We start from the raw sequence: 21,740 nt of genomic DNA, 5'->3' as shown, positions 1-21,740 counted from the left end.
ATTTCGTTTTCTACTCAATTGCTTGCCGCTGACTGCTGGGCTAACCAGCTGCCTGCGGGAGGCGCATAATACAGCATCTCAAACTACCGTCAAGCTATTAAAACAACCATAACCTTTCCGACACGCCAAACCACCCTTAAAAACAACATAACCCATTGATTAAACAGAATCTTCCATCAGAAGGCCAGGTAATAAAAAAGCATTACAGAGCAATCAAAAGCGATGTCAGCCAATGTAAAGCTAATCAGCTTTATCTTGCCCCCGCACCATACCAATACGTGCAAAGCTTTTCTTTCCCGCCTGGCATATATATGTTTTGCCAATTTCGAGCACAAAGCTCCGATCAATCACTTCCCCATCTACGCGAATACGCCCAGACTCGAGCAAATCTCGTGCAGCAGCAGCATTTCTCGCCAAACCAGCCTTGTTTAAAACCGCCGCAATAGGCATATCAGAAGCAGTAATTAATTCAATCGCAGGAATATCATCTGGCAAATCACCATCCTTCATTCTATTACCGGCAGCACGATGCGCGCCATGCGCAGCATCTTCCCCATGGAAACGGGCAACGATTTCTTCTGCCAGCTTTATCTTGATATCACGCGGATTGGCGCCTTGTTCGACATCACTACGAAAACCTTCAATCTCCGCCATGGACCTGAAGCTCAAAAGCTCGAAGTATCGCCACATCAATGTATCGGGGATCGATACGAGCTTGCCGTACATAACACCAGGCGCATCCTGAATTCCCACATAGTTCCCCAAAGACTTGGACATTTTTTTGACGCCATCCAACCCCTCAAGTAAAGGCATAGTGATAATACACTGGGATTCCTGCCCATAAGCTCGCTGGAGTTCACGCCCCATCAACAGATTGAACTTCTGATCGGTACCTCCCAACTCGATATCGGCAGACAAGGCAACCGAGTCATATCCCTGAACCAAGGGGTAGAGAAACTCATGAATTGCAATAGAGTGCCCCGATGCGTAGCGCTTATGGAAATCATCGCGTTCGAGCATCCTAGCAACCGTATACTGAGAAGCTAGACGGATAAATTCAGCCGGACTCAACTGATTCATCCAGGATGAATTAAAGGCAATTTCCGTTTTTTCAGGATCCAGGATCTTAAATACCTGAGACTTGTAAGTTTCGGCATTTTCCAGAACCTGGTCACGAGTCAGCGAAGGTCGAGTAGCGCTTTTACCGGTAGGGTCGCCAATCATGCCCGTGAAATCACCGATAAGAAAGACGACCTGATGCCCAAGCTCTTGGAACTGTCGTAGCTTATTGATCAAAACCGTATGGCCTAGATGCAGATCTGGAGCAGTTGGATCAAACCCTGCTTTTATCCGCAAAGGTTTTCCACGCTTAAGCTTGGCAACCAAGTCTGCTTCGACCAGAACCTCTTCGGCGCCACGCTTGATAAGCTGCAGCTGCTCCTCTACAGACTTCATAAAGATCAAACTCGCAAGAATAAAGCCTTCAAAAATACAGGACAGAAAATTTAAAACAAGTTTGACCAAGATCTTGCTTAGGCCAATCCGATCTATTAATCAGGGTTGCCTATACCATATTTTACTTATATTTTAAGCAGCTATTTATCACCATCCCCCATTCCAGCTCCAAATGAACAAAACTGCAAAAAAGGCACCTTTCTACCCAAAGAGCCATTTATTGGCTGCAAGCGGTGTGGCAACGCTTCTCAGTTTGGCGCTGCTGATTTTTCCTTCTCGAGAAGTCGAAGCCAAAAAAACATTCATTAGTATCGATATGGAACCGGCAATCGAACGGGCAACAGAAAGCCTCAGCGAAGCCGTCTTCGAGGAAGGAGTTGATGCCGCCAATGGCTTGACTGTCAAAAGTGAAGAGCCCTTCCTTTTACACTCCGGAGCGGAAACATCTGGCCAGTCCATTGCCGACAGCAGCAAAGATTCGGGCAATAATGAAGCCAAAGAGCCCTTGAAGAGGATAACAGTAGCTCGTGGAGATACCTTGTCCACTCTTTTCGAGAAAGCAGGCCTGTCAGTAGCAACTGTTCAAGACATTCTTGGCAGCAGCACAGAGGCAGAGCAGCTAGTTCAATTGAAACCCGGGCAAGTATTCGAGTTTCAACTGGATAAAGAAGGTCAGTTACTAACCCTCAGCCACAAAATCAATCACTTGGAAACATTACGGCTCGAGAAGACTGCAAACGGTTACGCTCTGCAGAAAGACAAGCAAAAGCCTGAAACTACATCCGCATATGCCTACGGCACTATAGATAGCAGTCTTTTTCTGGCCGCCCAAAAAGCTGGGCTCAGTCATGGATTGGCGGTAGAACTGACTAATATTTTCGGATATGACATCGATTTTGCACTGGATCTCAGAAAAGGTGACTCTTTCGAGCTTCTGTATGAAGAAAAAACCATCAAAGGTAAGCGTACAGGAGGCGGCAAGATTCTAGCTGCTCGCTTCACGAATCAGGGTAAAACCTACACGGCCATTCGCTATAAAAATGCCCAAGGCGGCACTAAATACTACACGGCCAATGGCGATACCATGCGCAAGGAGTTCATTCGTACTCCAGTCGACTTTGCCCGGATCAGTTCACGTTTCTCCATTGGCCGCAAGCACCCTATTCTGAACAAGATAAGAGCCCATAAGGGTGTCGATTATGCAGCTCCTAGTGGCACACCAATCAAGAGTGCCGGAGATGGGAAAATAGTCTTGGCCGGGCGCAATGGTGGCTACGGAAATACAGTGATAGTGCAACACGGGCAAAGATATCAAACGCTTTATGCACACATGCAAGGCTTCGCCAAAGGCATTCGCAACGGTGCTTCCGTGAAGCAAGGCCAGATCATTGGCTATATTGGTACAACCGGGCTCTCTACGGGACCACATCTTCATTATGAATTTCAAGTGGATGGGCAACATATAGATCCACTGAGTCAAAAGCTCGCCATGACAAATCCTTTGACGAAAGATGAAAAGCAGCTCTTTCTGAAATTCAGCAAACCATTGCTGGCACAAATGGATGAAAAAAGAAGCGTGACGCTAGCACTGAGCCAACAATAGCATGAGCTATTACATAGGATTAATGTCTGGCACCAGTCTGGACGGGATCGATTTGGCCTTGATCGAGCAAGGCGGAACTACTCGGCTGGCAGCTACCCATTACATGAGTATGCCCGAAGAGCTTCGCCAGGAAATGCTCGCATTATGCACCCCTGGACCGAACGAATTAGCTCGTAGCGCCATTGCCGAGCAACAATGGGTTCAGCTTACTGCGGCCGGTATTTCGGTCCTTCTCGAAAAAAGCCAAATAGCGCCTGAGAAAATCCGTGCAGTTGGCAGCCATGGGCAAACCATTCGTCACGAGCCCGCTCTCGGCTTCACCATTCAAATCGGCAACCCCGCTCTCTTGGCTGAATTGACGGGCCTGACAGTGATTAGCGACTTTCGGCGCAGGGATATAGCTGCCGGTGGCCAAGGTGCTCCGCTGGTTCCCGCTTTCCATGAGGCTATCTTTGCATCCTCCGAACGCAAACGCGTCATCCTCAATGTAGGTGGATTCAGCAATCTGACGTTATTGTCACCAGATTCCCCAGTACGTGGCTTCGATTGTGGCCCTGGGAATGTGCTGCTCGATTCGTGGATACAGAAGCACCAGGGCAAGCGCTATGACGACAATGGTAGCTGGGCAGCAAGCGGAAAGGTTCAGAATGCGCTTCTACAGTTAATGCTGAGCGACGATTTCTTTTCCAGGCAAGGCCCCAAAAGTACCGGTCGAGAGTTGTTCAACTCAAGTTGGTTACAACAGAAACTTTCTGTATTACCCGAGTGCCAATCTCAGGACATACAGGCAACACTGCTTGAACTTACAGCTAGAAGTATCGTTGATTCAATAGCAACAGAAAGTATCGACGACTTGTTCGTTTGTGGTGGTGGTGCTCACAACCTCGCACTAATCAGACGGCTGCAGGCGCTCCTGCCATCGTGTAAAGTCAGCACGACCCAGAAAATGGGTATCGATCCCGATTGGGTGGAAGCCATGGCTTTTGCCTGGCTGGCACACTGTTGCCTGGAGGGAATACCGGCCAACCGGCCGAGCGTAACCGGAGCAAGAGGTTTACGCGTATTGGGTGCGATCTACCCTGCCTGAGTAGCCCCAGTATACGCAGTAAACCATACAGGCTACTGGTGTGACGCCTCTTAGAGACAGATGTCCAGGAACAAGCTCAGACCGAAAAGGACTGGCCGCATCCGCAAGTGGTCGCGGCATTCGGGTTCTTGATCACAAAGCGAGAGCCTTCCAGACCTTCCTGGTAGTCCACCTCGGCACCTGCCAAGTACTGGAAGCTCATCGGGTCGACAACGAGACTTACTCCATTGCGCTCCACAATCGTGTCGTCATCGGCAACGTCTTCGTCAAAGGTGAATCCATACTGGAAACCGGAACACCCTCCTCCCGTCACGAAGACTCGTAACTTGAGCTGCGGATTGCCTTCTTCGTCAACCAGACGCTTCACTTTGTTGACCGCATTCTGCGTGAACTGCAAGGCAGTTGGCGTAAACGTCTCGACAGTCATTTGATTCTCCCAGCAAAACCTCGACCAGAGGCAGAAGCATGCATTCAAAATCGCCTCGCGGCAACTATTGTACTGATGGATTCAAGGCAGCAGACCAGGATTACCCAAGCCAAGTCGCTCATCCAGACCGAAAAGAATGTTCATGTTCTGCAAGGCTTGGCCTGAAGCACCTTTGACAAGGTTATCGATCACGGAAAGCACTACGATCAAATTGCCATCCTGCGGCCGATGGATAGCCATACGGCAAACATTGGCGCCTCTTACGCTGCGTGTTTCGGGATGGCTGCCTGCTGGCATCACATCGACGAAAGGTTCGTTAGCATAGCGGTTTTCGTATAGTTGCTGTAGCTGTTGCAGGTCGATGGAGGAATCGATCAGCGAAGCATACAGAGTGGCGTGAATACCCCGGATCATGGGCGTGAGATGCGGAACGAAGGTCAAACCAACCTCTCCACCGGCAGCTAGGCGCAGACCTTGAGCGATTTCCGGAAGGTGCCTGTGACCCTTGACCGAGTAAGCCATCATGCTTTCCCCAGCTTCGGTAAACAACGATGAGACCTTGGCTCCGCGTCCCGCTCCACTGACCCCGGATTTGCAGTCGGCGATCAGGCGCAGTGGATCGACCAGACCATTTTCGAGCAAGGGAATAAGCCCCAGTTGAGTGGCCGTAGGGTAGCAGCCAGGCACGGCAATCAAGCGAGCTTCCTTGATCTTTTCGCGATTCACCTCGGGCAAACCGTAAACAGCTTCGGGCAGAAGTTCGGCCGCGCCGTGTGGTTGGCCATACCATTTAGCCCACTCCTGGGCATCCTTGATCCGAAAATCGGCAGATAGATCGATTACCCGGGTTCCGCTTGCCAGCAACTCTGCGGCCAGAGAATGAGCAACCCCATGAGGGGTCGCGAAAAAAACCACATCGCAGGAGCCCAATACATTTGTATCGGGCACGCTGAACACCAAATCATCATAGTAACCGCGCAAGTTCGGAAACATATCGCAGAGCCTGACTCCGCTTTCCGATCGAGACGTGATGACAGCTACTTCCGCCTGCGGATGCTGCGCCAGCAAACGCAATAGCTCGACTCCAGTATAGCCCGTGCCACCTACGATACCGACCTTGATCATGGAGCGCCCCTTGCTACAAACGATTGAAAACTGAAAATGATAAGACCAGTTTTACCAAGAGCCAACCATCTGCAGGGTGACTGACTACTTGACCGACACTACTATGCAGGGCTCGTTCGAAACCGCAAGGAACCCCCCATGCTTTACCTCTGGTTGAAAGCATTGCACATCATCGCTGTCGTCTGCTGGTTCGCCGGCCTGTTCTATCTGCCGCGCCTGTTTGTCTATCACGCCATGAGTGAAGACCAGACCAGCAGAGACCGCTTTTGCATCATGGAGCGCAAGCTTTACAGAGGCATCATGATGCCCTCGATGATTGCTACCGTGATGCTGGGTATGGCAATCATTAAAATGAACCCGGCACTCTTTTCGACCGGAGGCTGGCTGCATGCGAAGCTCGCCCTGGCGTTGCTGCTGGTAGGTTATCACTTCATGTGTGGAGCGCAGCTCAAACGCTTTGCGGATGCGGGAAATACGCATAGCCATAAATTTTTCCGCTGGTTCAACGAAATTCCAGTCTTGTTTCTCGTGACCATTGTCATTCTGGTAGTAATCAAACCATTCTAGTGGCCTGTTTAGTTGATTCGATTAGTCAATTTTGGCACTCGAGGCTCCGTTGCTGCCTGGCAAGAGGGAGTCCACTTGTGCCATCCGCCTGGTCCTCGCCGTTGCCAGGCAATCAAGCCTTGAATGCAAAATGCGCAGTGTCGGCAACCAATGGAGCTGGAAATGGGAATAGAAGGGTTTTTCGAAGGATTGGGTGAAGCCATAGGGGCGGCCATTCGCTATGTTGTCGATGCATTGAAAGGAATTTTCGACTGGATAATTATCGCCGGGTATAACTTTCTCGAAGGTTTATCCAGTGCCTTAGGGATAGATCGTTCCGTTCTCGGTATTGGTGGATTGATCGTTGGCCTGGTACTCATCGTCACGGCCTTCAGGGCCTTTTTCCGACGCGCAGTGGTGAGTGGCCTGATCTGGTTGTTTCTCGGACTCTGGCTATTAAGCTGGCTGATCTACTGAGTGTGCCTCTGCATTTCATGACACCTTTCCTGTCACGGCTGACCAAGGCCTGGAGCCACCGGCCTACCCATACGAAAGCCTGGACGCTGGCCGCACCGATGGTTCTATCCAACCTTTCCGTTCCGTTGGTGGCGCTGACTGACATCACCGTGGTCGGACATTTGCCACAGGCTCACCAGTTAGGTGCTGTGGCAGTCGGTGCAATGTTCTATGAAGTGATGCTCGGCCTTTTCGTTTTCTTGCGCATGGGTACGACCGGCTTTGCCGCCCAGGCAGCAGGACGTAGCGATGGAAACGAGCTGCGCCGGATTCTCTTCCAAAGTCTTGTTCTGGGGTTTGGTCTGGCACTGCTGGTCGCCGTAATAGCTGTCCCTGTCGGCAATACGCTCCTGGACTCGATGAGCGCTTCGCCGGAGCTGAAAAGCCTTGCCCAGACGTATTTCCAGACACGCTTGTTCGGCTTGCCGGCCGCCTTGACCAGTTGCGCACTAATCGGCTGGTTTCTCGGCATACAGAATGTTCGGGTGCCGTTGGGGATGTTGCTGACGACTAATATCATCAACATGATGCTTGCTCTCTGGTTTGTCCTCAGTCTGGATTGGGAGGCGCCAGGAGCAGCGCGCGCTTCGGTAATCGCCGAGTGGGCCGGCGCCTTGCTGGGTTTGGGACTGGCCTGGTTGGTTCTGCCGCGTTATCCGGGCCAACTGGAGTTGTCTCGCCTAGGACACTGGCGCGCCTGGCAACCGCTATTGGCAGTCAATCGCGATATTCTGATTCGTTCGCTGCTCCTGCAGGGAGTGTTTCTCCTGATCGCCTGGCGCGGGGCTCAGCTCGGCGATGCCACCGTGGCAGCCAATGCCCTGCTGCTCAACGGCCTGCTGTTCACCGCGTTTGCCCTGGACGGACTGGCCCACGCCCTGGAAGCCTTGAGCGGCCATGCCATCGGGGCCGGTGACCGTAGCGGGCTGGAGCGCGTGCTGGTCATCTGCAGCGGTTGGGCATTCATAATCAGCCTTGGCTTCGCCCTGTTCTTCTGGATTGGCGGCAATCGATTCATCCAGTTTCAGACCGACATCGAGGAAGTTCGCAGCGCAGCGCAAGCCTACCTGCCTTATCTCATCCTGCTACCGCCGATCGCCGTTTGGAGTTACATGCTGGACGGACTATTCATCGCCGCAACCAGAGCTCGGGAAATGCGCAATGCAATGTTGCTTGCCGCGCTCCTGGCCCTACCGCTGGGCTGGCTGACCTCTGGATGGGGCAACCACGGCCTCTGGCTGACCTTCATCGCCTTCATGCTATTGCGCGGCCTTTGTCTGGGGCGGGAGGCATGGCGCCTGGAACATCAAGGCTGGATAAGGCCACGTGAGCCACAAAGCCCTATCGCAACCCCTGCGGGATAACCGGCCTTACCCTGAAAATCACGGCGAATCTAAAGGCGGCAGGATCACACAGAATCGAGCGCCCTGCCCTTCCGTGCTCTGCACTTCGATACGCCCACCGTGCGCCTTGACGATCTGATCCGCGATGAACAGCCCCAAGCCCAGCCCCGCGCTGTTTTCGCTGCCATCGCCACGTTCGAACTGATGGAAGATACGTTCCAGGTTAGCCGGGTTGATGCCTATTCCGTAATCACGAACCTCAAGACATACGCCATGCGTAACGGAGTAGGCGCGTACCTCAACCGGCTTGCCGACGCCGTAGCGCGCCGCATTGGTCAACAGATTGGCCAATACCTGCTCGATGCGAAATTCGTCCCAGACGCCTGGCAACGACTCCGAACACTGAAAGGTCAGCTCGCAACCATTGATAGCCATCTGCTGGAAAAAGCTTTCCACCACCTTACCGACCAACTGAGCCAAGTCAAAATAAGTGGGTCGAATCGATAGCTTACCGGTACGGATACGTGAAACATCCAGCATATCGTCGATCAGCCGAATCAGACTGCGAATCTGGCGCTCGTCCTTTTCCACCATGGCCTGCAAGCGATCCTCGCTAAAGGCGGCCAAGTTATGTTTGGACAACTGCAATTTGCGCAACTGGACTTCGAGAATCAGCGTATTCAGCGGTGTTTTCAATTCATGGGAAACCATGGACATGAAGTCATCCCGCATGCGCACTGCCTGTTCCAGCTCCGTCTGGGTACTGCGTAATTCGTCCAGCAGGACTTCCTGCTCCCGCCGGCTCTGCTCCAGAGCTTCCAACTGCCGGGCCATACGCTTGCGATTGCGGTAAAGCGCGACGAATACATTGACCTTACTGCGCACGGCATGGGAATCGAGCGGCTTGTGCATGAAGTCCACCGCACCGCTTTCATAACCCTTGAAGGCATAATTGAGTTCGTGCCCGGCGGCACTGACGAAGACGATGGGAATCTGCTTGGTGCGCTCGGTACTGCGCATGAGTTCGGCCAGTTGAAAGCCATTCATGCCCGGCATCTGCACATCGAGGATGGCCAGGGCGAATTCGTGACGCAACAGCAATTCCAGTGCCTGCTCACCCGATTCGGCTTTGTAGAGGGCAATTCCCTGACCTTGCAGCAGCGCATCGAGAGCCAGCAGGTTTTCCGGCAGATCGTCGACGATAAGCAGTTTGGCTTCGTCGTTTTGGTCAGGCATTGCGACACTCCAGCTCACAGAGCAGTCGATGGATCTCGCGCAGCGGCAAGATGAAATCCGGTGTGAAGCGTTGCAACGCAGCACGCGGCATAGTAGCGACCTGCGCTTCGGTTGGTTCTTGTACGATGGTCAACCCGCCAGCCCAATGGACCTTCTCAAGACCAGCGGCACCATCTTCGCTGGCACCGGTCAGCAGAATTCCCACAAGCCGCTCGCCCCAGGCATCGACCGCCGATTCGAAGAGCACATCGATCGAGGGACGGGAAAAATTCACTGCCTCACATTGGCTCAGCGACAGGCAATAATCCTCCTCTACCAGCAAATGGTAGTCCGGCGCAGCGAAATACAGTGTTCCAGGGCTGACCAATTCTTTTTCGTCCACCTCTTTCACCCGCAGCTTCGTTTTATTCTGGAAGACGGAAACGAGGCAGGAAGAACCATGTGGCGGAATATGCTGCACAACCAGTAACGGTAGACGAAACCGGCTCGACAACCCTTCGACCAGCACCGTCAATGCCTGCAGCCCTCCAGCCGAAGCACCGATGACCACTGCGTCCACCTGGGGAATCGGCCGATCCGGGAAGAAAGTAGTCATAGCTTGCGAAAAACCCTCTCTTCTTTGGAGAAATACTCGAAGTAAGAAGCATAGGAAGAAAACTCAATAGTTTCCTTGCTTCCCAACCCCAGGAAACCACGGTGGCAGAGCGACTCATGGAACAAACCAAAGGTGCGATTCTGTAAATCCTTGTTGAAATAGATAAGGACATTGCGACAGGAAATGAAATGAGTTTCGGAAAAGACACTATCGGTCGCCAGGCTGTGATCGGCGAAGGTCACCCGCTCTTTCAACGACTTGTCGAGAATGACTGACTCGTAGGCGGCAGTGTAGTAATCCGCAAAGCTCTGCCGACCGCCGGCAAGCTGGTAGTTACGGGTGTACTGGGGCACATTGTCCAGACTGAAAATACCGCGCTGAGCCTGCTTCAAGGAGTGAGGATTGATATCCGTCGCATAGATTATCGAACGATCCAGCAGCCCCTCCTCGTGCAGCAGGATGGCTATTGAATAGACCTCTTCACCCGTACTGCAACCGGCCACCCATATTTTCAAGGAAGGATAAGTGCGCAACACCGGCATGACCTTCTCACGCAAGGCCAGGTAGTAAACGGGGTCGCGGAACATTTCGCTGACCGGGATGGTGAGATACTGCAAAAGCTCCATGAATACCTCGGGATCATAGAGCACCCGGTGCTGTATCTCGGAAATGCTGGCACATTCCAATTGTCGCTGCGCCAATAGCACACGCCGCTTCAATGAAGCGAGGGAATAGTTCCGGAAATCGTAGCTGTAACGCAGGTAAATAGCTTCGACCAACAGCTTTATTTCGATATCGACGCCTTGCCAGGAAGATGCGCTCAAAACAGTTTCACCTTCGGCAGCCAGACACGAATCAGGGAAAACAGCCGGTCCAGATCGATAGGCTTGGCCAGGTAATCGTTGGCGCCGGCCCGCAGACAGCGCTCCTGATCGTCTTTCATGGCCTTCGCCGTCACGGCGATAATCGGCAACCTGGCCATGCTCGGATCTTTGCGGATTTCCTGCATGGCGGTGAAACCATCCATCTCCGGCATCATGATATCCATCAGCACCAGATCGATCTGGCGATCGCTACGCAGCCGCTCGATGGCCTCGTAGCCATTGCGGGCGATTTCTACCACCGCCCCCTTGTGTTCCAGAGCGCTGGTCAGGGCGAAAACGTTACGCACGTCGTCATCGACCACCAGGATCTTGCGGTCTTCGAAGGTCTTGTCCCGGTTACGCGCACTCTTGAGCATCTTCTGCCGCTCCGGCGGCATGTCCAATTCGACCTTATGCAAGAACAGCGTGACTTCATCCAGCAAGCGCTCTGGCGAGCGGGCGCCCTTGATGATGATCGAACGCGAATATTTCATCAGCGCCGATTCTTCATCGCGGGTAAGGTTGCGGCCGGTATAGACGATCACCGGAGGAAAGGAACAGATAGTTTCGTGTGCCATGCGCTCGAGCAGCTCGTGGCCATCCATGTCGGGCAACTTGAGGTCGATGATCATGCAGTCGAAAACAGTCGAGCGCAGCCGCTCCAGCGCCTGCTCACCCAGTTCGACGGCGGTGATTTCCACGTCGACATCCTCGATCAGGCGCGACACGCTTTCACGTTGCAAGGCATCGTCCTCGACCAGCAGGATGCGCTTGACCTTCTGCGCCAGCTTGCTTTCCAGGCGCTGAAATACTGCCTTGAGCTCTTCGCGGCTGGTCGGCTTCAGTGCATAACCGATCGCGCCCATGTGCAACGCCGCTTCCCGGTGGTCTTCGGCCGACACCACATGCACGGGAATATGGCGCGTTTGCGGAGTCCCTTTCAGGCGCTCCAGGACCGTCAGCCCGGAGTGATCGGGCAAGCGCATGTCCAGCAACACCGCATCCGGTCGATAGCGCAAGGCGGCCTCGAAACCATTGTCGGCGTTATGTTCGATCAGGCAGCTATAACCCAGCTCGTGGGCCAGATCCTTGAGGATCATGGCAAATTGCGACTCATCCTCGATGATCAAGACGCAGCGATCCCTGAACGGATAGGCTTCGCGGTCATCCGGCAGCGCATCCTCTGCTCGCGCCCGAACAATGGGTGCGGATACGGGTGCGGCAATGGCCGGTACCACCGGCGCTACCGGCTGATCCTGTATGGGCGCCGGCAACATGGCCGATGACTCTTGCGCCTTTTCAGAAAGCTCGTAATGCAGCGGAACCAGCAACGTGAACACGCTGCCCTGGCCCGGCTCACTTTGCATTTCGATCCGGCTACCCAGCAACTGTGCCAATTCACGAGAAATGGATAGGCCCAACCCAGTACCGCCATAACGGCGGTTGGTGGTCCCGTCGGCCTGGCGGAACGCTTCGAAAATCATCGCTTGCTGTTCGGCGGGAATGCCAATTCCGGAATCGCGTATGGCGAAGGCCAGCATATCGGCAGAGTGACGGTAGACGCGCAATGTCACAAAACCGGATTCAGTAAATTTGAGTGCGTTGGACAACAGATTCTTGACGATCTGCTCCAGGCGCTGGTGGTCGACGAATAAGGTATCCGGAACGTCCGGCTCCAGTTCTACGGTGAACTGCAGCGATTTATTCATTGCCAAGGGTAGGAACAACTCGCGCAAGCCATCCACCAGCGCAGACAGGACCACGGTTTCCGGACGGATATCCAGCTTGCCTGCCTCGACCTTGGCCAAGTCGAGAATATCGTTGATCAACAGCAACAGATCATTGCCGGATGCATAGATGGAACGAGCGAACCGGATCTGCTCGTCACTGAGATTGCCCTGCGGGTTATCCGCCAGCAGCTTGGCCAGGATCAACGTACTATTCAGCGGCGTACGCAATTCATGGGACATGTTGGCGAGGAATTCGGATTTATAGCGGCTGGCCCGCTGCAAAGCCTCGGCATGCTGCTCGAGTACCAGTTGAGCCTGCTGCAGACGCTGGTTCTGCAAACCGATCTCGTCCCGTTGGCTGGCCAGTTCGGAAGCCTGCTCGGACAGATATTGGTTGGTCTGCTCAAGCTCGGCCTGTTGCTCTTCCAGATTCGATTGCGACTCATGCAAAGCGCTGGACTGTACTTCCAGCTCCTCGTTGGCGGCACGCAGTTCTTCCTGCTGTACCTGCAGCTCCTCGTTGAGCAACTGGGTTTCGGTCAATGCCTTCTGTAGCCGCTGGCGGTAACGGGCCGCCTCGATCGCCGAACCGATCTGGCTGACGATGCTGTTCAGCAACTCCTCGTCCTCATGGCGCAAAGAGCGCAGGAAACCCAGTTCGAGTACGGCATTGAGCATGCCATTATCCAGCACAGGCACCACCATGATCGAACGGCTCGGGGTATTGCCCAGCGCAGAGCTGACTTTCAGATAGCCATCGGGAAGATCGCTCAGCCTGAGCATGCGCTGTTCGAGGGCTGCCTGCCCCACCATGCCTTCGCCCATGTCCAGGAAACGATTGTGATTGAGTTGCTCCAGATCGTAGGCGAACTCGGCCACACGCTGCAGCCTGCTACCTTCCAGGACATAGAGCGAGCCGACTGCAACTTCCAGGTACTGGGCAAGAAAACCCAGGATACTTTGCCCCAGCACGGGCAGCGACAGCTCACCGATGATGGCCTCACCCAGTTGGCTTCGACCAGTGCGATACCAGGCACGCCGCTCCAGATCCCTGGCATATTCGCGTTGTTGCTCGAGGGAACGCGAATAGCCGGTAGACAGGGAATACAGATCGCGCCGCCCCAGATATACCAGCCCCCTACTGAACACCAGGCTCAGGAGCAGGAAACCACCGATCAGAATAGTCGTGATCCGCGTGGAACGGTTGGTACGCTCTTCTCGTGACTGACGCTCCGAGGCAATGAATGCGTTCAATTCATTGCGGATCTCATCCATCAGCAACTTGCCACGCCCATCACGGGCGTGCTCGACGACAGGCAGATTCTGCCGGCGCCGCTCAATCATATCCTGTGCGAAAAGACTCCATCGGTTGTGCAGGTTCTCGACCCACTCGATGCGTCGCAACTGTTCTGGCTTCTGCTCCACAGCCCATTTCAACTCGTCGAAGCGCTTCCCGAGTTTTGGCAGCGCAAGCTCATAGGGCTCGAGAAAGGTTTCATCACCCGTAAGCAGGAAGCCGCGCATGCCAGTCTCCTGATCGACGATCAGGCGAATGACATCGTGAGCCTGCACGACCTCAGTCACCGAAACCTCGACCATGCGATTGACTTCGAGCAGGTAGTAGACGATGGCACTGAAGAAGGCTGCACTGAGAAAACCGAACGCCAGTGGCAATGCCACATTGCGTTTCAGGATACGGTCGAAGCTCTTTCTATCTTTATCGATGGAGGAATCACTCATGTAGTTCCTGCTCCAGCCAGGCTGGCAATTACAAACGTACGCGTCGGGTTGCGCAACGCGTTATACATACAGGGCTCTTACTATTGATCATACTGATCGGCGAAGCCAAATTTCTTTTAACGGCAGGACTTTACACGACACACTCCGTTCCCACAGCACAAAAAACCCGGCTCAAGTGGCCGGGCTTGACGCACCTGAAGCGAGCTGTCAGCGTCTGGCAATGATCCATACGGCATGGATGATTCCCGGCAGGTACCCCAGCAGGGTCAACAGGATGTTCAGCCAAAAGGCCCCACCAAACCCGACCTGCAGAAATACCCCGAGCGGAGGTAAAAGAATGGCAATGATGATTCGAACAAGATCCATCGGTGATCTCCAACTGTTATCGGCGACTTAGAACCAAGAAATGGTAAAAGGGTTCGGCTGACGGATGGAAGCGTCGACAAACGCGAAGGAAGGACGGCTGCCGGGCGCAGATTGTCTTTCTGCCTGGCAACCGGTGAATTTCGCAAAACCGTCTATCTCGGAATAGTTTCCCTTTACTTCAACCCATACCAGGCAAGCATGGACTGGATTGAGCCAAAAACGCTCTAACAGTGCCCTGCACGACAACGATTGGCCTGGTGTCGCGGATCTTCCTGCAGCAGCTTACGGGTGACACCGTTGGTCCAGCCGAAACCATCCTGCAGTGGATATTCACCACCTTTGGCATGCCCGGCATGCGGCCTTAGCACATATTTTTCGACCAGCTTGCATTCGCGCTCGAACAGGTCGGAAACGACCCCTAACCAGCGCTGCTCGATATCCATCGCCAATTCGTATTGGCCGTAGTGCTGCAGGCCGCGAATGGCGATCCACTGCAAAGGTGCCCACCCGTTGGGCCGATCCCATTGCTGGCCACTGTCCTCGACTTCGGTAGTGGACAGCCCACCTGGAGCCAGCAACCGTTCGCGCACGACTATTGCGATCTGCTGAGCCTGTTCGGTGGAAGTCAGCTTGACGAACAGGGGCGTCAGGGTCGCGGCCGTGAGGTTTTCCCGCTGCTGGCCAAGCTGCCAGTCGTAATCGAAATAGGCGCCAATCTCACTGCTCCACAAATAACGGTCAATGGCAGTACGGCGAGTGGCGGCACGCTCCTGGAATTCGCTGGCGCAGGCATCCAACCCTTTGGCCTTGCTCAAGCGGGCAATCTGCAGTTCCAATCGATACAGCAGGCTATTGAGATCGATCGGCAGAATGCAGGTGGTGCGAATGCTGGAGAGCCTGGTCGGGTCGGCCTGCCAGCGTGAACTGAAATCCCAGCCGGATTCCGCCCCGGCACGCAAGTCGCGATACACCTCATGGGCTGGTCGATCAGACGCCTGCGCCGTGTGCACATCCTCCGTATAAGACTCTTCGCGCGGTGTATCGCGGTCGTCCCAGTAGCGATTGAGCAATGCTCCACAAGGCAGGCGCACGCAGCGACGATGAGCGTCACCTGGTCGCAGAAAATCAGCCCCATCCATCCAGAAGGCATACTCCTTGCGCAACTGCGACAGATAATCGCTGGCTCGGTGCACGCCGGTTTCCTCGAACAACTCAGTCATCAGAGCAAACACCGGCGGCTGCGAACGGCTCAGGTAATAGGAGCGATTGCCATTGGGCACATGGCCGTAAGTATCGATGAGATAAGCGAAATTATCGGCCATATCGCGCAGCAGCTGGCGTTCGTTACTCTCCTCCAGACCGAGCATGGTGAAATAGGAATCCCAGTAATACAGCTCGGTGAAACGCCCGCCCGGAACGACATAGTCATGTGGCAGCGGCAACAACGATGAACGCATCGGATGCTGGCCGGGATGGCGGGTCAGGATCGGCCAGAGACGGTCGATATGCCTGGCCAGGGTGTCATCCGGGTTGGCCACGAACTCCTTGGCGGGAATTTCATAAAAGCTGAAATGCTCGAGCACGAACGCGCGCAGATCGAACCCCGACTGCTCCCGCTGGGCACGATAGGCCTCCAGAATCTGCTCCGGATGATTGCATGGCGCGCAATCGACGAAGGTCTTGCTATCCGGAAAGATCCGGCTCGTCTGCACATCGACGAATAATTCCTGGTAACGGTCGGCGGGGCTCAGGGTATCGGCGGAAGACACACCGGCAAGATCAGCTTCGAAAGGATCGGCGAAACCGTAGTCCAAGGCGCTCATTGCTCGCTGTAATTGCATTATGACCCTCCATCTGCATACGAATGGCTCCACGGTCGGCCGGCATCCAAGTACAGCACATCGACTTTCAATGGATCGCGGACCAGCCACGGCAGCTTGTCTGGATATTTTGCATCGACCGGCTGCTTGCGGATGAGAGGCCGGCTCGATTGCTGGATCGACAGGGGCGTTTTGCTACGTCCCTGCCGATGCGTGAAAAAGGACTCAGGAAAAGGTGGCACTCATATCTGAATGTTTCAAGTCGCAAGGAATGCAATGACATGCATCAAGAAAACAGCAAATAACTCCAAGACCGCTTTGCCATGCTTGCCTCCCGATACGATAAGCGGTGATCGCCACTATTTAACCAAAATAGCGACATGATTATTTACTCGGTAACCATGCCTGTTTCGTTCCCGAATCATGTTTGGGGCAGGTACCAACCGACGAATGGACAGATCGCCAAGTCGAACAACGTTCGAGCAGAAAAACCAGCGGCTTGTTTCAATAGCCCGACGCTACGAATCCCATTCGCACAATTGCAACTACTTATCATTTACTCATAAAGTGTGTCTTTTCTTCCCTTTTGCACGGGCCAACCCCAAGAGGCGCAACAACGATGAGTGATCCGGCCGCTAAACTGGACCTGTTCCTATCTTGCCGGAGAGCACTCGTGAACTATGCAACCGCGATCACTGGTGATCGCACCAAGGCCGAGGATATCGTCCAGGAAGCGTACATTCGCTTCCATCCGCTCGGGCGCGAAGAACTGGAATCCATCCAGCAACCGGTGGCCTACCTCTATCGCATCGTGCGCAATCTGGCACTCGACCTGGGACGTAGCGAAATGCGCGAGCAACAGCGCCATACGGCGCCGCCTGACTGGCTGATACCAAGCATGTTCACAACCCCCGAGCAAGCCTGCCTGCGCAGCAACGAGCTGGAAAAGCTGGCGCAGGCCCTCGACGAACTGCCCCAGACCAGCCGCAGGGCACTGGAAATGCACCGTCTGGAGGGGCAGACCCTGGCACAGATTGCCGAACAACTGCAGGTTTCCCTGGCTACCGCGCACCGCTTGGTTCGCGATGCATTGGTCCGCCTGGCGCGTGCCTTGCCGGAGGAAATAGCGAGCGGAGACGTACCTCGTGACTGAACAATCCGCCTCGTACGAAACCACTGATCCACTGGAGCAGGCAGCCGACTGGCAATTGCGCCTGCTGGAAGATTCGTCGGCCCGACCAGCGTTCGAGCGCTGGCTGATAGCCAATCCCGCGAATGCCGCCGCCTGGCAGCAGATCGAACGTGTCTGGGGCGGCCTTGGACAATTGGCGCAAGCCTCGCCGTCGACCAGCGAATCGCCGGCAAGCGAACGCCAGATCGCGCCCCCGCCACCCCACCGCCGTACTCGCCGTTTCTGGCAGTCTCTGGCCTTGGCAGCCAGTCTCGCCGCATTCGCGTTCCTGAGCTATCCCAGACTCCTGCTGCATTGGCAGGCTGACTATCTCACCGGAGTCGCCGAAACCGCCGAACTGCACCTGGCAGACGGCTCCAGCGTGGTACTCGGCCCGCGTAGCGCCTTTTCCAGCAACTTCAGCAATGGCCGGCGCGAGATCATTCTGCTGGAAGGCGAGGCGTTCTTCGACGTCATGCATGACTTGCAACGCCCCTTTGTGGTCCGCAGTGGCACCTATTCGGTGCGAGTATTGGGGACAGCCTTCGAAATAAAAGACGTCGGCGCGCACCTGGATGTGGCCGTGCAACGCGGCCAGGTAGTGGTCGAGGGCCGCAACGTCAGCGAAAAACTGCTACCGGGCGAACGCCTGAGCGTGCAACGCAGCGCCGGCCAGACCGAGCGCCAGCGTATTCCCATCGAACAGGTCGCCGCCTGGCGGCAAGGGCTTCTGTTCGTCGAAAACGCCCCGGTGACCGACATCCTGACCCAATTACAGCGCTATACACCGGGCTGGATATTCCTGGGTGATTCGAGCCTGGGCGAACGCCGCATCAGCGGAGTATTCGATCTGAACCATCCGGACCGCGCACTGGCGGGTTTGGCGCAATCGCTGTCGGTCAACCATCGGCAGATAACGCCCTGGGTCCGTATCGTCGGTAATCGGTGACCTTTGAAAAATTTACCCATTGCCTGAAAAAAATCCACGAGCACGCCGTCTTTCATCGGAACCTTTGAGAATAAATCTCAAATGAAAAGTAGACCTATGAAGGAAAGCTGCCTTGGACAAGTCTTGCCCCTACCCATTTTCGCTTATTTGTCGCCGTGTCGGCCTTGGCATGGGCTGGATGCTCGGGTGTTCTCTGGTGCTCCCGGTATCGCCCGGCTGGGCACAAACTGCTGAAACCATACCATTTCGCAAAACCGATGAACGCCGGTACGATTTCGATATCAAGGCCCAGTCGCTGACTTCAGCGCTGGGTATTTTCGGTCGCCAGACCGGCCTGCAAGTCAGCTTCGATGCAGAGCTTGCCCTGGGGCTGCGGGCTCCAGCCCTGAAAGGCCGCATGACCGAAAGCCAAGCCCTGCAGCAACTTCTGCAAGAAACCGGCCTTGAGTGGACCCTGACGCCCGAGCGCACTCTGTTGCTGCACCGTCCGCAGTCCAGCAACGAGACGATGAATCTGACGACAGTCAACGTACTCGCCGAAGGTCACCAGGAATCCGCCTATGGCCCGGTGCAAGGCTATCGCGCTACCCGCACCAGCACCGGGACCAAGACCGACACGGCATTGCGCGACGTCCCGCAATCGATCCAGGTGGTCTCGCGTCAGGTACTGGAAGACCAACAGATCACCAGCCTCGGCGATGCTTTGACCAACGTCAGCAGCATCCAGCGCGCCAACTCCCACGGCGGCTCCTCGGAAAGCTTCGTCATTCGCGGCTTCAACGCCGTTACCTACGCCATCGACGGCATGCTGATCAGCCCCCTGGTGGAACGCCCGGAAGCCATCACCGACATGGCCAGCGTCGAGCGCATAGAAGTCCTCAAGGGCCCGGCCTCGGTCCTCTACGGGCGCGGCAACCCCGGCGGGCTGATCAACCTGGTCACCCGGCGCCCCACCTTCGCCCCGGAAGCCTCGCTCAAGGCACAGACCGGCACCTATGGTTTCCATCGCCTGGAAGGCAGCTTCAGTGGTCCTCTGAGCGACACCTTCGCCGGCCGGCTCAGCATGGCTTGGCAGACCAAGGAAGGGTTTCGCGACACCTTCCGCGACAATCGCCATACCTATTTCGCCCCGACCTTCCGCTGGCAACCCTCCGCCGACACATTGCTCGACGCCGGCCTGGAGTACATCGACCAGAGCAGCCAGTTCGACCGTGGCCTGATTCCGACCAACGGCAAGATCCACCTGCGCGGCGACCGTTTCCTGCACGAACCCTGGTCGCGCGACAAGGCTGACAAGGTCTCGGCCTGGTATCGGATCGAACACCAGCTCAACGACTGGCTGACCCTGCGCCAGATGACCCGCTGGGACGATTCCAACAAGGACCGTTTCGTGGTGGATCTGCGCGACCTGGCGAGCGACGGCCGTACCTTGCGGCGGCGCACGACCCATGGCGACGAAGAAGTCCGCACTCTGGACATGCAGTTCGAGGCCATCGCCAAGTTCGCCACAGGCAGCATCCAGCACACGGCGCTGGTGGGCTATGAATACATCGACGGCCACCGATGGCTGAAAAACCGGCGCGGCTCCCTGGCCTCGATCGATATCCACAATCCGGTCTACGGCGCCCGACCCGGCCCGCTCAGCTTCAATGGCAAATACGAGCTCGACCTGCAATCCTACAGCGCCTACTTCCAGGACCAAATCGACCTGAACGAACAATGGAAACTGCTGGTTGGCGCCCGCTGGGACAAAACCGAGCAATACAACACCAGCCTCGACAGCGACAACAACCGCACCGCAACCGACATCGACCCCACCGAAGTATCGCCACGGGTCGGTCTGGTGTACCAGCCGACCGACTGGCTGGCGCTATATGCCAGCTACAGCTCCTCGTTTTCTCCCCAGGGCGATATCGACCGCAACCACAAGGCACTCGACCCGGAAACCGGCGACCAATATGAAATCGGCGCCAAGCTCGACCTGATCCCCGATCGCCTGAGCCTTACCCTGGCCGCGTTCGAAATCATCCGCGAAAACGTGTCCGCCCCCGACCCGACGGCTGACGAATACTCGATACAAACCGGCGAACAGCGCTCACGCGGTATCGAACTGGACATCAGCGGCCAGCCGCTGGACGGCTGGAACCTGATCGGCAATATCAGCGTAATCAATGCCAAGGTGACCAAGGACTCCGTCATCAAGGAAAACAACAAGCGACCCGGCGTACCCACCTTCAGCGGCTCGCTATGGTCGACCTACCAAGTGCAGACGGGCAAGCTCAAGGGTCTGGGCCTGGGTGGCGGGATGATCTTTGCCAGCGAGCGCGAAGGCGACATCGAGAACACCTACAATGTCGGCGGCTACACCCGCTTCGATGCCACCTTGTTCTACGATCTCGGCCAGCGTTTTCGCGTTTCCCTGAACGGTCGTAATATCACCAACCGCAAATATATCGAGACCGTGGCCGGCACCGACGGCAACTATGCGGGCGAACCGGCTTCGGTCATCGCCACCCTCAGCGCGAAGTTCTAAGGGTTGAAATGCTGAGGGTTTTCGCAACAGCGGCGGCCTGCTGCCGCGACAGCGTGTAATCCGCATAGACACATCGCCCTACAACAGGACGCGCACAAGCGTACGGTACAAGTCGAGGTTTTCGTCGATCCAGAACACAGCACCGGGCCCGCAGTCTACAGTCGAGACGAACGGGAGACCCGACATGAGCCATCGATTCAGTCCTGGTGACCTGGCAATGACACTGGTCAGCCTCAAGCAGCATGCGGCCGGTTCGGTAGTCGAGCTGGAAAAGAAGGTCGAAGCAGGCCGAGTGGTCCGTGAGCTGTCGACTCGCAAGCTCTATCTGGTCAAGGCCAGCGCCTGGATCTGCACCCGCGCCGACGAGCAAGGACGCTTCGTCTATGAAGAAAAGAACCTGATGCCGCTGAGCGGCACCCCCTCCCAAGCGAACGAAACAGAAGAAGATCCGCGCTTGCCGACAAATTGAATCCCCTCGAAATGCTCAGGCAGTCGGTCACATGGCGCATCCGCTTTTTGACCAGTAAATGTCATCCAACTGCAACCAAACGGCAGTCATAGTGCAAGCCAGCACTTGATCGTGCCTGCTACCGCCCTGCCGGCCATGATCTTGCGCGTAGCACGCCGATAAACGA

Annotated in this window: 18 protein-coding genes; 9 read left to right on the top strand and 9 right to left on the bottom strand. The window is 55.4% G+C overall.

The features are described from left to right. Positions 1 to 240: 240 nt before the first annotated feature. Positions 241 to 1,455: a tyrosine--tRNA ligase gene (tyrS, locus tag FHR87_RS06585; RefSeq protein WP_183165928.1), complete on the bottom strand. Its 1,215-nt coding sequence runs from the start codon at positions 1,453 to 1,455 to the stop codon at positions 241 to 243. A 172-nt stretch (positions 1,456 to 1,627) separates the two neighbouring features. Between tyrS and FHR87_RS06580 the strand changes: the two genes are divergently transcribed. Together FHR87_RS06580 and FHR87_RS06575 are read left to right on the top strand one after the other, a co-directional pair. After that, complete coding sequence (locus tag FHR87_RS06580) at positions 1,628 to 3,058, top strand: peptidoglycan DD-metalloendopeptidase family protein (RefSeq protein ID WP_183165913.1); 1,431 nt, start codon at positions 1,628 to 1,630, stop codon at positions 3,056 to 3,058. A gap of 1 nt (position 3,059) precedes the next feature. Then, on the top strand, positions 3,060 to 4,145 hold the full coding sequence (locus FHR87_RS06575; protein ID WP_183165912.1) for an anhydro-N-acetylmuramic acid kinase: 1,086 nt from the start codon (positions 3,060 to 3,062) through the stop codon (positions 4,143 to 4,145). 76 nt (positions 4,146 to 4,221) lie between these two features. Here the strand turns inward: FHR87_RS06575 and erpA are convergent, their stop codons facing one another. Further along, positions 4,222 to 4,572: an iron-sulfur cluster insertion protein ErpA gene (gene erpA / locus FHR87_RS06570; protein ID WP_183165911.1), complete on the bottom strand. Its 351-nt coding sequence runs from the start codon at positions 4,570 to 4,572 to the stop codon at positions 4,222 to 4,224. Positions 4,573 to 4,653: 81 nt separating this feature from the next. Further along, positions 4,654 to 5,697 carry an N-acetyl-gamma-glutamyl-phosphate reductase gene (gene argC / locus FHR87_RS06565; RefSeq protein ID WP_183165910.1) on the bottom strand — a complete coding sequence of 348 codons (1,044 nt, stop codon included), beginning with the start codon at positions 5,695 to 5,697 and terminating at the stop codon, positions 4,654 to 4,656. 138 nt (positions 5,698 to 5,835) lie between these two features. On the opposite strand from argC, the gene hemJ reads away from it, so the two are divergent. The 3 genes from hemJ (at position 5,836) to FHR87_RS06550 (ending at position 8,123) form a co-directional block, all read left to right on the top strand. After that, complete coding sequence (gene hemJ / locus FHR87_RS06560) at positions 5,836 to 6,264, top strand: protoporphyrinogen oxidase HemJ (protein WP_183165909.1); 429 nt, start codon at positions 5,836 to 5,838, stop codon at positions 6,262 to 6,264. A gap of 162 nt (positions 6,265 to 6,426) precedes the next feature. Beyond that, positions 6,427 to 6,720 (top strand): hypothetical protein, encoded by a 294-nt coding sequence (locus tag FHR87_RS06555; RefSeq protein ID WP_183165908.1) that lies wholly within the window; start codon positions 6,427 to 6,429, stop codon positions 6,718 to 6,720. Between the two features lie 29 nt (positions 6,721 to 6,749). Next, on the top strand, positions 6,750 to 8,123 hold the full coding sequence (locus FHR87_RS06550) for an MATE family efflux transporter (protein WP_183165927.1): 1,374 nt from the start codon (positions 6,750 to 6,752) through the stop codon (positions 8,121 to 8,123). Between the two features lie 18 nt (positions 8,124 to 8,141). Here the strand turns inward: FHR87_RS06550 and FHR87_RS06545 are convergent, their stop codons facing one another. The 6 genes from FHR87_RS06545 to treF form a co-directional block, all read right to left on the bottom strand. Next, the gene (locus tag FHR87_RS06545) at positions 8,142 to 9,338 is read right to left on the bottom strand and encodes a hybrid sensor histidine kinase/response regulator (RefSeq protein WP_183165907.1); all 1,197 of its coding nucleotides are present in this window, start codon (positions 9,336 to 9,338) and stop codon (positions 8,142 to 8,144) included. Beyond that, complete coding sequence (locus FHR87_RS06540) at positions 9,331 to 9,933, bottom strand: chemotaxis protein CheB (protein ID WP_183165906.1); 603 nt, start codon at positions 9,931 to 9,933, stop codon at positions 9,331 to 9,333. The genes FHR87_RS06545 and FHR87_RS06540 overlap by 8 nt, the downstream gene beginning before the upstream one ends. After that, on the bottom strand, positions 9,930 to 10,757 hold the full coding sequence (locus FHR87_RS06535; RefSeq protein WP_183165905.1) for a CheR family methyltransferase: 828 nt from the start codon (positions 10,755 to 10,757) through the stop codon (positions 9,930 to 9,932). Before FHR87_RS06535 ends, FHR87_RS06540 begins: the two co-directional genes overlap by 4 nt. Then, a complete protein-coding gene (locus tag FHR87_RS06530; protein ID WP_183165904.1) occupies positions 10,754 to 14,266 on the bottom strand; it encodes a response regulator in 3,513 nt (1,170 codons plus the stop codon). Before FHR87_RS06530 ends, FHR87_RS06535 begins: the two co-directional genes overlap by 4 nt. 207 nt (positions 14,267 to 14,473) lie before the next feature. Further along, positions 14,474 to 14,632, bottom strand: a complete 159-nt coding sequence (locus tag FHR87_RS06525) for a YqaE/Pmp3 family membrane protein (RefSeq protein ID WP_183165903.1) — start codon at positions 14,630 to 14,632, stop codon at positions 14,474 to 14,476. Positions 14,633 to 14,856: 224 nt separating this feature from the next. Continuing rightward, complete coding sequence (gene treF / locus FHR87_RS06520; RefSeq protein WP_420826727.1) at positions 14,857 to 16,455, bottom strand: alpha,alpha-trehalase TreF; 1,599 nt, start codon at positions 16,453 to 16,455, stop codon at positions 14,857 to 14,859. A gap of 616 nt (positions 16,456 to 17,071) precedes the next feature. Between treF and FHR87_RS06515 the strand changes: the two genes are divergently transcribed. From FHR87_RS06515 to FHR87_RS06500, 4 genes are all read left to right on the top strand, one after another. Continuing rightward, positions 17,072 to 17,605 (top strand): sigma-70 family RNA polymerase sigma factor, encoded by a 534-nt coding sequence (locus tag FHR87_RS06515; RefSeq protein WP_183165901.1) that lies wholly within the window; start codon positions 17,072 to 17,074, stop codon positions 17,603 to 17,605. Further along, a complete protein-coding gene (locus tag FHR87_RS06510; RefSeq protein WP_183165900.1) occupies positions 17,598 to 18,572 on the top strand; it encodes a FecR domain-containing protein in 975 nt (324 codons plus the stop codon). Before FHR87_RS06515 ends, FHR87_RS06510 begins: the two co-directional genes overlap by 8 nt. A 112-nt stretch (positions 18,573 to 18,684) precedes the next feature. Then, the gene (locus FHR87_RS06505) at positions 18,685 to 21,105 is read left to right on the top strand and encodes a TonB-dependent siderophore receptor (protein WP_183165899.1); all 2,421 of its coding nucleotides are present in this window, start codon (positions 18,685 to 18,687) and stop codon (positions 21,103 to 21,105) included. A 184-nt stretch (positions 21,106 to 21,289) separates the two neighbouring features. Beyond that, positions 21,290 to 21,574, top strand: coding sequence for a hypothetical protein (locus tag FHR87_RS06500; protein ID WP_183165898.1), 285 nt, complete (start codon positions 21,290 to 21,292; stop codon positions 21,572 to 21,574). Positions 21,575 to 21,740: the final 166 nt, after the last annotated feature.

It is taken from the genome of Azomonas macrocytogenes (genome assembly GCF_014191985.1).
In the GTDB taxonomy this organism is placed as follows: Bacteria; Pseudomonadota; Gammaproteobacteria; order Pseudomonadales; family Pseudomonadaceae; genus Azomonas; species Azomonas macrocytogenes.
The sequence above is the reverse complement of the archived record's forward strand: the minus strand, read 5'-3'. Positions and strand labels throughout refer to the sequence as shown.